We start from the raw sequence: 12,923 nt of genomic DNA on the forward strand, positions 1-12,923 counted from the left end.
GCGTCAGCATGCCCCAAGCCTATGCAGCATTAAAACCACGCTCCCTTTTACAATTATTTCTACTTTTTAGTGGGGTAATTCTATTGTGCTGCCTACTCGGTATCGCAACCAGACACCTCACCTTTCTTGCCTCTTTTTGGCCTGCTAACTCGGTTCTGCTCGGTTTACTCATTCGTTTTCCGCAAACACGCCACCCGATCAGTTTTATTGGGGCAATCGTGGGTTACCTACTTGCCGATACCTCACAAGATACGCCTTTTTTACTCAATATTTGTCTAACCTCAGCAAATCTACTCTACGTCATCACGACATTGGCCCTATATGTCAAATTTAATGCATTTATCCGTTCAATGCATCATGGTTATTTTTATCTATTTCTATTTAGTTTTTGCTGTATCGGTGGTTTGGCTAGCTCATTATTTGCAGCCCTCACCCTACCTTTATTTAACACCAAATTTGCTTTAGGTTCATTTTGGATTGATTTTGGCTATTGGTTTACTGCGGAAATTCAAAATGCATTATTACTGCTCCCGGCAATCATTAGTGCTCCGCTTTGGAGTGAATTTAAACAGCAACTCCAAGAGTTTAAAACTCAAACGGTACAAGAAAGCTTACCGCTATTTGCAGTTATTTTCTCCATTGCAATTGGCTACTATGATGCAGGTCCCGGTTCCCTACTTTATCCAATTGCGGCACTGATCTGGTGTGCATTGAGCTATCGTCATTTTTCAGTGGCAATGATTACTTCGATCAGCTGCGCCTTTGTGATCTATCACGTCTCGCAGAACTACCTGCTACTTTATCCCCAGCAATTTTTAAATAATGCCATCTCAATCCGCCTTGGACTGATTATGATGACGATTGCCCCACTCACCGTGTCCAGTATCAATATGGTGAGATCCAAGCTAATCCAAGAATTGCAAGATACCATTGCGCATGATGAACTCACCTCCAGCCTGACCCGCCGCCAATTTCTACAATCGGTGCAACTGTTCCAGCAGCAAGCAACACAGGCTGGTCAAAGTACGGCCTTTCTTATGCTCGACATTGATCACTTTAAACAAGTGAATGACAGCTATGGACACCAGATGGGTGATCGTGCCTTGCAAAGCTGCGTGCACACCATTCAGAGCCTACTCAGCCCTCAAGACTTGCTCGGTCGTTTAGGCGGTGAAGAGTTCGCTATCTTTATGACCGACACCGATGCCGATGCAGCTTATCTCTGCGCTGAAAAAATCCGCCTACAGATCAGCCAAACCCCGATTGAACATGAACAACAGCAACGTTTCTTCATTCAAATCAGCATTGGAATTTGTATCTGCACACCTGAAAATCAGCACGCCATTGAGCAATTATTTAAGCAGGCCGACGATGCGCTGTATCAAGCCAAACGGCAGGGCCGAAACCAAGTTGTCATTTCGACATAATATGTTGCAATTCAGCTAAATACTTTAATTATCTTTATACACAGCAGCGCGAATAGATGAGTATTCTAGAATGAGAACAAAAGGAGAAAAATATGCATCTAGAATACACTCACGCTTCGGATTATTTCTTTTTTTCACAACTTCTGATGCGCCATATAGAAAGTTATGTTCGAAAACATCCAGATGCTGATAATGCAATTTTTGATTTAAGAGACATTTACGAAGTATTTAGAGAGGATTTTGCCGCCACAACAACCAATTTAGAAAGTATTCTCAATATTGCCGATGGCTATAAAGTCGAAACCTTAAATGGAGATCAAACCCTGATCAAAGGTTATAAAATCGATATCAAGAACAATGCGCTACTGATTGACTTCAATGCAGATGCATTGCAGAGCCTTCGCTCAGGCAAACCGTTGATTGAACCCGATCCATCTGTTCATGAATAAATAGTAATAATTCAAGGTCGCCAAAAGACCTGATTTAGCCAAAGTATTTTGCTTTGGCTTTTTTATTAATATCAATAAAAAAAGGAATGATAAATATCATTCCTTTTTCACTACTTATTTTTTAATGACTTGTTTATAACGCTTGGCAGGCCACGTCATGATAAAGCGTGCACCGCCCAAGTTTGGACTTTGATCGACTTGGATCGTACCACCAAACCAATAGGCAATCCGGCTGACAATTGACAGACCTAGACCATAACCACCTGAAGCACGGGTACGGCTGTCATCTAAACGGGCGAAGGCCTCAAAAATACGACTGCGCTCTTGTTCAGGAATCCCCGGCCCGTCATCTTCGACGCAGACATAGGCATTACCGTCAGCACGAACCCCACCACTAATGCGGACTTTATTATCGCAATAACGTACTGCATTACCGACCAGATTTTGCACCACTCGGTGTAGATAGCGGCGTTCTGCATCCACTTTCAAGGCTAATGGCGGTGCAATCAGTTCAATTTCTTTTTGCGTCTTCAATGCTTCCGTTTCCATTGCGACCTGATCCAATACTTCAACCAGTACAATGTCTTCGAAATCTAGAGATGGCGTACCTTGCTCCAATTTGGCATAGGTCATGATCTCATCAATCAAGGTATTGAGTGCTTCAATATCTTTATCAATCATGTCCACTTGCTGAATACGATAATTATAATCATCTTCTTCAGCCAGCATCTCCATACCAAAACGAATCCGTGCCACAGGTGTTCTGAGTTCATGCGACACCGCACGCATCAATTCACGCTGCGCTTCAATCAAACGCTGAATATGATCTGACATATTGTTATAACTGGATGCCAAATTTGCCATTTCGTCAGTACCTTCAATGGGTACACGCAATGACAAGTCACCCGACTTCATCTTATTCAAGGCATAACGGACCTGACGAATTTTACGCTCAAGCGGTAAAATCAGGCCATAAACACCCAAACTTAATAAGAACAAGCTGAATAAGGTGATCCCTGCTGACAGCTGGAACGGCATCCAATTAAACATTGGAACAGGCCCTAAAATCAGCACTTGCGCAGGATGGTTTGGCATTGGAGAAACAATCGAAATGGTGGTGCCACGCACAGTTGCACTGTCTTTATACAGCAACACACTTTGATCTTGGCGCAAACGACCAATCTGCTCCGAATCCAGATTAATGTCTTTAATATCCGCAATTTCAATTGGGTAATAGAAATGCTTTTTAATTTTGTCTAAATACTCACGCTCCTGCCCTGGATAGAAAATCAAATAATCCAGTACAAAAATCGGTAGCGCTTTCATTTGGCGTTCGCCAATTTTATCGACTTTAATATAGAGGAAATGCTTAGGGTCGTCTTTCAGGCCAATAATGATATAGCCAATCCCATTATTCGCATCATAACGAACCACTGATTTTTGCTCAGCAATACGTTTTTTCTCGGTACGCGATAGTTCTACCCGTTCAGCATCGACATAGTAGATCGGTAGTTCCAGCAAATCAGACGCATCGGAAATCCAATCTAACTTTTGTTGCTTTTCTGGCTGACGAGATACCCCTTCACTAATGACATAAGAAATGCCATCGGTAAGAGATTCACGATATTCTTGCGCCCGTTGATAGTTAATGATCTGCACCAGCAAATAACAAAATGCGGCAACCACAACAACCAAAACCACCAATCCAGCATAGATACGCAAGAATATGCTGTTTTTCAGTACTCGACTTACCATAGGGTAAATAATTCCAAGCTAGTTAAAATCTCTCCTGAACAGCCACGCTGTACAAGCCCCTCCTCTATCAAGGGAAAAGCCCCCTTTTAAAAGGAGGCTTTAGAGAGTTTAGATTCCGTTGGTTTCTTTAACGAATAAATAACCTTTACTACGCACTGTTTTGATACGTTTTGGATTTTCTGGGTCATCACCGATTTTTGGACGGATACGTGAAATACGTACATCGATCGAACGATCTTGACCATCGTATTCAATACCACGAAGACGCTCAAAGATATCTTCACGAGACAAGATACGACCTGCATTCGACGCCAACAACCATAACAAGTCATATTCAGCGCTGGTGAAGTCAACCAACTCACCATTTAACGTTACTGAACGACCACCGTTATCAATCACAAGGTCATCAAACTCGATACGTTGTGCAACTTCGTCTTCAACTGTTTTGTCAGTACGGCGTAATAAAGCACGGATGCGCGCTAATAACACACGTGGTTGAACAGGTTTCGCAACATAATCGTCTGCACCCATTTCCAAGCCAAGAACCTGATCCATATCTTCAGTACGTGCAGTGAGCATCAAAATTGGTTGATGGTAATGCGGACGTACTTCACGACAAACGGTCAGGCCATCTGCGCCCGGCAACATCACATCGAGAACCACTAAATCTGGTTGCTCGCTGATAATGCGACGAATTGCACGATTACCATCCGTTTCGACTCCAACTTCTAAACCGTTACGAATCAAATACTCTTGTGTTAAACGTGCTAAGCGTTCGTCATCTTCTACGATCAAAATCTTCGGTAACTTTTCTTCTTGGCTCATTTGTTTGCCCCTAAAATCTGAGTGAATCTATCTATGAAATCTGACAGATACATTGGTTTATGTTTTGCAATATACACACGTTTACATTGTAAACAAGTAGGCGTTCACCAAACTGATACACGCCTAACCCCTTTTGTTATATTTTTATTAAAATTATGAATTTTAATATATTTTTCAGCTCTCTATGCTTTTTCCGACAGGATGAATATTTAGTATAGATTTTGTGCCAATGTTAAACAATTTGTTTCTTTATTCACCCAAAACAATTTAAGTGTCTGTTTTTTGAGTTATCCACAGAGTTATCTATAAGCCTTTTTTAATGGCTTTGATATGCTATGTGACTGTGATTTCAGCAGTTAACACATGAAAAAAAAATTAGTAAAAAGTCAAGGATTGATCTACTGCAAAAAATCCCGTATCTTGTGTTGAAAATAAACTTTAACCACTAAGTATTGTGTTTATCCCTCAAACATCGTGGCATACTTTTTGCTCGATTCAAACGGTCCATGAACATAAAAATAGATGATAATGGAGCTATGCTGACATGAGCATCATCACTTCTACTCCTGGCCAACTTCAGGTCATTAAGCGCACCGGTGAGATTGCGACATTTAATGCCGAGAAAATTTCTGTTGCGATTGGGAAAGCATTTTTAGCTGTTGAAGGTCAACAAGGTACTGACTCAAGTCGTATCCATGACCGTATCACTCAACTGACTGAAATGGTAATGAACACATTCAATCGCCGTTTGCCTTCTGGCGGTACGATTCATATCGAAGAAATTCAAGACCAAGTTGAATTGGCATTGATGCGTACAGGCGAGCAAAAAGTTGCACGTGCCTACGTCATTTATCGTGACCAACGCGCAAGTGCTCGTCAGCAAACTGGTGCGAACCATCACCCTACCCTTCAAATTACAGATGCCAATGGTCAGCTCCAACCATTGGATTTGGATGCGCTTACAGCCACCATTGAAACTGCAAGTGAAGGTCTAGAAGGAATTGATGTTCAAGCCATTCTTGATGAAACGGTAAAGAACTTATATAACGGCGTAAAAGAAAGCGATATCGCGACCACCATGATGATGGCAACGCGTACCCGTATCGAACAAGAGCCAAACTATACTTATGTGACTGCGCGTTTACTTAGTAGCGAACTCGTTAGCACAGGTTTAGAGTTCCTCGGTCTACCGACAGACACCTTAGAAGGTGATGCTTTAGAAACCTTCTTGAAGAAAGGTATTGAGCTTGATCTTCTTTCTAAGGACTTGCTTGATTTTGACCTTGCAAAATTGGCTGCTGCGATCAAACCAGAACGCTCAAACCAGTTCACTTATTTAGGTCTACAAACTTTATTTGACCGTTACTTCATCCATTCAAATGGCGTGCGTTTTGAATTACCACAATTATTCTTTATGCGTGTATCAATGGGTCTTTCGCTCAATGAAGAAAATAGAGAAGACCGTGCAATCGAGTTCTATGACTTATTGTCTAGCTTCGACTACATGGCTTCTACACCGACGCTCTTTAACTCAGGTACATTGCGTCCGCAATTATCTAGCTGTTACTTAACCACGATTGGTGATGACCTGTATGACATTTATGGTGCAATGCGTGACAACGCGATGCTATCAAAATGGGCGGGTGGTTTAGGTAATGACTGGACACCTGTACGTGCATTGAACTCTTATATCAAAGGCACCAACGGTAAATCTCAAGGTGTGGTTCCATTCCTTAAAGTTGCCAACGATACAGCCGTTGCGGTAAACCAAGGTGGTAAGCGTAAAGGAGCAGTTTGTGCATACCTTGAAACTTGGCACTTGGATGTTGAAGAATTCCTAGAGCTACGTAAAAACACAGGTGATGACCGTCGTCGTACCCACGACATGAACACAGCGAACTGGGTGCCTGACTTGTTCATGCAACGTGTGTTTGAAGATGCTGAATGGACCTTGTTCACACCGTCTGAAACACCAGACCTGCATGATTTAACTGGCGCAGAATTCGCTGAGCGTTATGCACACTACGAAGCTGTAGCAAAAGAACAAAACATGCTACACAAGAAAGTACGTGCTAAAGATTTATGGCGCAAAATGCTTTCGATGTTGTTCGAAACAGGTCACCCATGGATCACATTCAAAGACGTATGTAACTTACGTTCACCACAACAACACGTGGGCGTGGTTCACTCTTCGAACTTGTGTACAGAAATCACTTTAAACACAAACCAAGATGAAATCGCGGTGTGTAACTTAGGTTCGATCAACCTTGTACAACACGTTCAAGGTGGCGTATTAGATCGTGAAAAGCTTGCGCGTACAGTGAAAACTGCGGTGCGTATGCTCGATAACGTCATCGACATTAACTACTATGCTGTACCACAAGCGAAAACATCGAACTTGAAACACCGCCCTGTGGGTATGGGTATCATGGGCTTCCAAGATGCATTGTATGAAATGAATCTTGCTTATGGTTCAGATGCAGCCGTTGATTTCGCTGATGAATCGATGGAAGTGATCAGCTACTACGCAATTGAAACATCAAGCAACCTTGCGCTTGAACGTGGTGCTTACTCAACATTCAAAGGTTCATTGTGGGATCAAGGTATCTTGCCAATCGACTCTTTAGAAATCGTTGCGAAATCGCGTCCAGAGCGTATGTTCGAAGTGGATCGCACTCAACGTTTAGACTGGGACACTTTACGTGCCAAAGTTCAAAAAGACGGTATGCGTAACTCAAATGTGATGGCGATTGCACCGACTGCAACCATCTCTAACATTTGTGGCGTGTCTCAATCAATTGAGCCAACTTTCCAGAACTTGTATGTGAAATCTAACCTTTCTGGTGAGTTCACCGTGATCAACCCTTACCTTGTTCGTGCATTAAAAGAACGTGGTCTTTGGGATACCGTAATGGTGAATGATCTGAAACACTTCGAAGGTTCAGTTCAAAAGATTGCGCGTATTCCTGAAGAATTAAAAGCAATCTTCGCGACTGCATTTGAAGTGGATACTCGCTGGATCGTAGATGCTGCGTCACGTCGTCAAAAATGGATCGACCAAGCACAGTCATTGAACCTTTACATCGCTGGCGCGAATGGTAAGAAACTTGACATCACGTATAAGATGGCATGGTTACGTGGTCTTAAAACTACATATTACCTCCGAGCTTTAGGTGCGACTTCTGCAGAGAAATCAACCATTAATACTGGGGCACTGAATGCAGTTAAACCAGCATCGGTTGAAGCGCCTGTGGTTGCGGCAGCAGCGGTTGTAGCAGAAAAAGCTGAAGTTCAAACTGAAGATGATGGTTTCTCAACAGCAGCGCCAGTGCCATTGGCCTGTTCAATTGACAATCCAGACTGCGAAGCTTGTCAGTAATTTCACACCTCTCTGCATAAACTCCCTCTCCTTTGGAGGGAGTTCGAGAAAGGTTTCTATTGAGGCATAGATCATGTTCCATCTCAGTCATAATTATCAATTTGGTGTGATAGTCCTGATCTGTGCCTTTCTAGTGTTTTATATTCCAATGGTTTACGCATTTTTTAAAATACGTAAACAACAGCGTAAGCAAAATAAGTTTTAGGGATTATCGGTGTCCATTGGTCACTTTTTAAAATTTCAGTCAATAAAACTTAATTTTGCTTACACAAATTGAGCGTATAGTAGGACATCTCCTTGCTTGAGATGTCTAAATAAAAGATATAAAGCAACGAAGAGAGAATGAATATGTCTATCCTTAGTTGGGACGATTTTGAAGATGATTCGCAAAAACCGACTACACCTGAACACAAGTCTGCGCCCATCGACACGCAAAAAACGGTTAATACGCAAGTGGTATCTGATTCAGAGCAATCATCGCCGCGCGTGGCTGCTGCACAACCCGCTGGAACCAGTACCGTGCGATCAACAAATCCAACCGATTCGTTGGCACGAGCATCTGCTGCCTTAGAACACTTAGATGCTGCACCTGGCTTGGAAGAGCTTGAGATGGGTGCACAGCGTGTTCAGGTTGATGATAAAGCAATGATCAACTGTCGCGCTGACTTAAACCAGCTTGTTCCGTTTAAATACGAGTGGGCTTGGCAGAAGTATCTTGACGGGTGTGCAAACCACTGGATGCCGCAAGAAGTGAACATGAACCATGATATCGCGCTTTGGAAGTCTGAAAATGGCTTAACTGAAGATGAGCGTACCATCATCATGCGTTCTTTGGGTTTCTTCTCGACTGCGGACTCATTGGTTGCAAACAACTTGGTATTGGCGATCTACCGTCACATTACCAACCCTGAATGCCGTCAGTACATCTTGCGTCAAGCATTTGAAGAAGCGATTCACACGCATGCTTATCAATACTGTATCGAATCTTTGGGTATGGACGAAGGCGAAGTCTTCAACATGTATCGCGAGATTCCATCTGTTGCACGTAAAGCATCGTGGGGCTTGAAGTACACTCAATCTTTAAGTGATCCAACTTTCAACACTGGTACACCTGAAAACGACCAACGTTTATTGCGTAACTTGATTGCGTTCTACTGCGTTCTTGAAGGGATCTTCTTCTACTGTGGCTTTACTCAAATCTTGAGTATGGGTCGTCGTAACAAGATGAACGGTGTTGCTGAGCAGTTCCAGTACATCTTGCGTGATGAGTCTATGCACTTGAACTTCGGTATCGACATGATCAACCAAATCAAGATCGAGAACCCACATTTGTGGACGGCTGACTTCCAAGAAGAAGTGATTCAAATGATTCTTGAAGGCACGATGCTTGAGATCGAATATGCGCGTGACACGATGCCACGTGGTGTATTGGGTATGAATGCAAGCATGATGGAAGAATACTTGAAGTTCATCTGTAACCGTCGTTTAGCGCAACTTGGTTTACCTGAGCAATTTGCTGGTGTAACCAACCCGTTTGGCTGGATGTCTGAGATGATGGACTTGCGTAAAGAGAAGAACTTCTTTGAAACGCGTGTAACGGATTACCAAACTGGTGGTGCGTTAAGCTGGTAAGTTGAACGTCACGCGTCACGCGACACATGAGTTGTCATTCAAATAAAAAAAGAACCGTTCTAATGAATGGTTCTTTTTTTTATTCTTTAAAAGTTATGCTTATTACTATTTCATTAAATGAGCTGTATTAGCTTACCCACTTATCATCATTCATCGCTAAAGTTTTAACCAGCTCGAAGACTGTTGAAACCTTTTCTTTAAATTGAATCTCGTCATAACTTATTGGTAAGTCTTTATCTAAGACCTTCTCAATTTCATCTTTTACTACGGCTTGAGTTTGAACATCCTTCCACCAATCTTGAACTAAAATTTTCGGAGTCGTATTCAAAAGAGCCGTAATTAAGTCTTTTGCTGCTAACTTCACTTGTTGCTGCTCACTTTTGGTTAACCTATCCTTTAAGAGAAGGTCATAGATTTCCAACTCATCTTCTGTCAGTCCTTCTTTGATATGGCGTTGATCTTCATCTTTCAAGCCTTTTGTAAACTTCTGAAGTTCGTCAAATAATTGCTCTGTCGCTGTTGCACCTGAATTATAACGATCTATCATCTGCTGATAACGTTCGGCAAAGTTAATACGACCGCCATTTTGCTTCAACATTTGAATGATCTTTTTCTCAAGAAAAGCTCGCATATCTGCAATGGCAATATTCTTGTGCTTAGTTTCTTTGAACTGTTCTTTCAGCTTGTCAAAATCAACTGTACTTAAATCCCATTTTTGACCATGAATTAAACTATAATTTTCTTTAAAGTCTTTAACTGTCTTCGCAGTATCTTCATTAACAACTACACTTCTATCCAATAAATCTGATACTGAGGTACCTGATTTTTCTAAATCTTGAGGCTCAATCATTGCTTCAATGAAGCCATGTAAAAATTGGATAACCGAAACAATTGGTCGAGGTTGCACCAAAATATTTGGTTTACATGCTTCATATAAAGCCGCAACTGTATTGAAATGAACATTAAAAGTCTTACGATATTCGTCTTTTTCTAATAATTGATCAGCATATTGTTCAAACAAAGCATTTTCTTTAAACGTGCCGCCACTCTCATGACGAGTTTCCAATATTTGATTCAAATCAATATTCTTAGATTCACAATATTCTAGCGTCTTTATAATTGCTTCATCTAGCATTTGAAAAAGTACAGTTTTATCTTGTACGGGAGCATCTGTTTCCCCATCTTCACCAGTACCTTGACCGTAATCTTTTAAAGCCGTTTTTAGATTTCTAAATACATTATAGTAATCAATAACTTCGCCATTTCTTTTTTCTACCAGCTCACCCTCTGTATTCTGAATACGATATGAAGTCACACGGTTTGCACGAGCAATCGTTTGCATCAACGTATGACCTTTCATAGGCTTATCTAGATAAAGCGTTGAAACAGTGGGTGCATCAAAGCCTGTGAGCCACATTGCACACACAAAGACAAGTTGTAATGGATGTTCAGGGTCTTTAAAGTTGTCCTCAATATCAGCACCATTTGCATCAAGTTTATTTAAACGATCAATATGTGGCTGGATATCCAGATCTTGTTTATCAAAGCGCTCTTTTTCTGAACTTGGATCACTGATAACTACCGCCATTTGTACAGCACTCATATACTTTTGACGCTGTTTTAAACGATGTTTTTCAATATCATTTTTAGAATTATGAATACGAGTTTGTAAATTCTTTTGTTCTTCTTTCCAAAGTTTTGAAACCTTGTCGTACATTCGTACTGCTGTGAATTGATCCACAGCAACCATCATTCCTTTACCTAAATATCCACGACGTGGGAAATGGTACACAATATCTTCAGCAATACGATCTAGACGATCATCTCGTTTGATAACTTCCAATTCAGTTGAAAACTTACGCTCAAGTTTTTCTTTCTGAGCATCATTGAGCTCTTCATCTTCTAAAATTTCAGCGAGTTCCTCATTGAGATCATCATTTTGTAATAATACCTCTGGCACTCGCTTTTCATAGAAAAGTGGCAATGTTGCTTTATCTTCTATTGCTTGCTGAAATGTATATTCAGAAACATATTCTCCAAACCACTGTTTTGTTTTTTTCTGCTTAAGAATAGGTGTTCCTGTAAACGCAAGAAAATGTGCACCATCTAAGCCTTTTCGCATATTCTCAGCAAGTGATTCATATTGAGTACGGTGTGCCTCATCAACTATCACGGTGACTTCACGCTTAGTAGGATCAAACAACTGAGGATATTCTTGGCCTTTGTGGTATCTAAACTTTTGAATCAAGGTAAAGACTATCTTAGTATTTTGGCTTAATAATGTACGAAGATGGGTACTATTTTTAGGCTTTGCCGCTTCTGCTTCAGAGACGGCTTGTGTATGGATAAAGTTCTTATAAATCTGATCATCTAAGTCTTCACGATCAGTAATCACCACAAAACTAAAATTACCTGTGACTTTACGATAAATCTTCCTGACATAGAAAATCATAGAGAAGCTTTTACCAGAACCTTGTGTGTGCCAAAACACACCTAGGCGACCTTTCAATTCATCACGCTTTAAGAAGTTTTGGAAAGCATGATTTACCCCTAGAAACTGATGGTTTTGAGCGATAATTTTATATTTTTCCTTTTGGAATAAGATAAAGTTTTCGACATAGTCTAAAAGACGTTCTGGACGGCATAAACCACGTAGTAAATATTCGATACTTGTACCTTGCTCTTCAATTTCTTCTTTATTTACTTTTTCTTTTTCTTGTTCCACACGTAACCAGTTAAAGAAATGCTCCCATTCAGCAGTAAAACTCCCTAGTTTTGTATCTGTCGCATTTGAAAGCACACAAAAAGCATTGGTTAAGAAAAGCTGAGGAATATCATTTTTATAGTTTTTTAAATTATCGTCAAAAGCATTCTTAAGCTTTACATTAGAGTTTTTCAGTTCAATAAATACCAATGGCAAACCATTTACATAGAGAATGAGATCAGGACGGCGATAAGCGCAATATGGCGTACGTCCTGTCGATTGAATCCATAACTGAGAAACCACCAAAAACTCATTATTTTCAGGGTTTTCAAAATCAATCAGTTTTAAAGACTCATTTTCATGCTTCTCACCGTTTTTATCTTCATAGGTGATAGAAGCACCATCCCGAATAGCAGTATAGAGTTCCATATTAGCTTTAATAGCAGACATAGAACCACGACGATCCATCAGTTTAGATACAGCAGTTTCTATCACTTCTAGAGGGACTTGGGGATTGAATTGCACACATTTGGCAATGATACGATCTTTGAAGATAACATCTTTTTTGTCAGTACGACCCGAACGATCATTTAAGTCACTTGAATCTGTGGTATAGCAGTTTAAGTGCTGATAACCAAACTCGGTATTCAAAAGTGCTATCGTTGCTTGTTCAATATCATCTTCACTTATAAAATTACGTGTTACTTTTGCCACAAATTACCCCCTCTATCCCTCTAAATAACTCTATTTTT

8 protein-coding genes are annotated in these 12,923 nt (G+C 40.8%); 5 read left to right on the plus strand and 3 right to left on the minus strand.

Annotation, left to right across the window (positions count from 1 at the left end; all coding sequences use genetic code 11):
• Window positions 1–8: 8 nt before the first annotated feature.
• Both WA352_RS12445 and WA352_RS12450 read left to right on the plus strand, forming a co-directional pair.
• On the plus strand, window positions 9–1,427 hold the full coding sequence (locus WA352_RS12445) for a GGDEF domain-containing protein (protein ID WP_033133490.1): 1,419 nt from the start codon (window positions 9–11) through the stop codon (window positions 1,425–1,427).
• A gap of 92 nt (window positions 1,428–1,519) precedes the next feature.
• Entirely contained in the window at window positions 1,520–1,876 is a 357-nt protein-coding gene (locus WA352_RS12450) for a hypothetical protein (RefSeq protein WP_004804760.1), read from the plus strand.
• A gap of 114 nt (window positions 1,877–1,990) precedes the next feature.
• On the opposite strand, the gene bfmS is transcribed toward WA352_RS12450, so the two are convergent.
• Both bfmS and bfmR read right to left on the minus strand, forming a co-directional pair.
• Entirely contained in the window at window positions 1,991–3,631 is a 1,641-nt protein-coding gene (gene bfmS / locus WA352_RS12455; RefSeq protein ID WP_004804758.1) for a sensor histidine kinase BfmS, read from the minus strand.
• Between the two features lie 108 nt (window positions 3,632–3,739).
• Complete coding sequence (gene bfmR / locus WA352_RS12460; protein WP_004655457.1) at window positions 3,740–4,456, minus strand: response regulator transcription factor BfmR; 717 nt, start codon at window positions 4,454–4,456, stop codon at window positions 3,740–3,742.
• A 544-nt stretch (window positions 4,457–5,000) separates the two neighbouring features.
• Here bfmR and WA352_RS12465 point away from each other — a divergent pair.
• The 3 genes from WA352_RS12465 (at window position 5,001) to WA352_RS12475 (ending at window position 9,467) form a co-directional block, all read left to right on the plus strand.
• Window positions 5,001–7,835, plus strand: coding sequence for a ribonucleoside-diphosphate reductase subunit alpha (locus tag WA352_RS12465; RefSeq protein ID WP_005205652.1), 2,835 nt, complete (start codon window positions 5,001–5,003; stop codon window positions 7,833–7,835).
• 73 nt (window positions 7,836–7,908) lie between these two features.
• Window positions 7,909–8,040, plus strand: coding sequence for a hypothetical protein (locus tag WA352_RS12470; RefSeq protein WP_004804753.1), 132 nt, complete (start codon window positions 7,909–7,911; stop codon window positions 8,038–8,040).
• Window positions 8,041–8,183: 143 nt separating this feature from the next.
• Window positions 8,184–9,467, plus strand: coding sequence for a ribonucleotide-diphosphate reductase subunit beta (locus WA352_RS12475; protein ID WP_033133489.1), 1,284 nt, complete (start codon window positions 8,184–8,186; stop codon window positions 9,465–9,467).
• Window positions 9,468–9,594: 127 nt separating this feature from the next.
• Here WA352_RS12475 and WA352_RS12480 read toward each other — a convergent pair whose 3' ends face one another.
• On the minus strand, window positions 9,595–12,885 hold the full coding sequence (locus WA352_RS12480) for a type I restriction endonuclease subunit R (protein WP_033133488.1): 3,291 nt from the start codon (window positions 12,883–12,885) through the stop codon (window positions 9,595–9,597).
• Window positions 12,886–12,923: the final 38 nt, after the last annotated feature.

The sequence above is a fragment of the Acinetobacter sp. 102 genome, assembly GCF_037028485.1.
GTDB classification, from domain to species: Bacteria; Pseudomonadota; Gammaproteobacteria; order Pseudomonadales; family Moraxellaceae; genus Acinetobacter; species Acinetobacter higginsii.